Source organism: Pseudomonas sp. MF09150, assembly GCF_059862355.1.
The window spans coordinates 1-1,292 of record NZ_JCBCUS010000033.1; the positions used below are offsets into that span (position 1 = coordinate 1).

The 1,292-nt window shown below is 64.3% G+C and carries 1 protein-coding gene; it reads right to left on the reverse strand.

Annotated elements, in window-relative coordinates:
• Positions 1–1,243: hypothetical protein (locus AC19YX_RS35225; protein ID WP_500608027.1), on the reverse strand; the 1,243-nt coding region annotated here is incomplete at its 3' end.
• Positions 1,244–1,292: the final 49 nt, after the last annotated feature.

The window sequence follows — 1,292 nt, forward strand, 5'->3', positions numbered from 1 at the left end:
CCGGGTTGAGGTCGACGAACGCTTGCACGCCGCCCGGGGTGACGATCTTGCGCACATGGGGCAGACGCCCGCCTTGCATGTCCGTCGCGGCGGGCGCATCAGGGCCGAGGATGCGTCCGAAGCGCAGCATTTCATAACCGGCGCTGGGGCAGCCGGGGTAGTGTTTGACCGCGGTTTTATACAGGTTGTAGCCACCCTCGGGTTCCGTACAGCGGCCGATCACGGCACCCTCGCGGTCGCGGGTAGTGAGGAGGATGGTTCCTCGCACTTCGCTCAGGCTGATGATGAGATCAGCCGGTGTCCGACCACTGCGGGTGGCGTGCCAGTGACGCCAATCTTCCAGGGACAGGTCCGCGGGCGGTGCGTTCGCTGCGGCGCCATACTGGGCCGGTACGCGGATGGTGCGCTGGGCGACCGTGGTTGCCGCCGCCACCGTTGACCACCAGTTGGCTGCTTGGGCGGGTGCGCCGTTGAGCCGGCGGATGCGCTCGGGGGTGGTGTGGAAGCGTTGCGCGACCGAATTGAGGCTGTCGTTGATGCCCCCCGAGCCCGGGTGACTGGTGCGCACCACATAAGCCTTGCTCTCGGTACGAGGGTCCTGGGTGTAAAGCACTGTGTTGGCGGGCAAAACGATATGCATATCGCCCCATACGCTGGTGCGCCGGCCTTGCGGGGCGGTCAGTGGACCGGCACTGCGGCCCATGAGCGCTTCCACGTTGCGCTGGTCGGCGACAATCTCGAAGTGGATACGATTGGGTTTTCCGTAGACGGCCCCGGCCTTGCCGATCGAGTCTTTGCGATAAACCTTGTCGCCTTTTTTCAGCGGCGTTTCGGTGCCCGGTTTGTTGGCCACGGTGTGCAGGTGCTGGTAGATGGAATAGAAGGTCACGCTCACCCCTTCGCCGATCTCGGTTTGGTGCTTGATGAGCATGACGCCATTGCTGGTCCAGCCGGTGTAGTACAGCAGTGGGTGGGCAACCTGGACCTCGGCGCTGGCGCTGTTGAGCGGCATCGGGTCGCTGTGACGGGCAAACACGACCTCACCATCGGCGATGGCGCGAACGGGCTCTGGATCGCTCGGTGCGCCTGGGGCTACCAGGTGCACGCCACCATGCCAGCCGAACTGGTGGCTGACGGGAAAGGCCCCTTTGCCGCTTTTCTCGCCCAGATTGAAGGTGCCATCGTCGATCGTATCTGTCTCTTGAAGATCGGCGCTGCGCAGGAAGGGGAAGCTGACAAGCATCTAGAGCACTCCTGGGGCCGGGCCGCTACTCGGACAGTGGCAGGCTGGT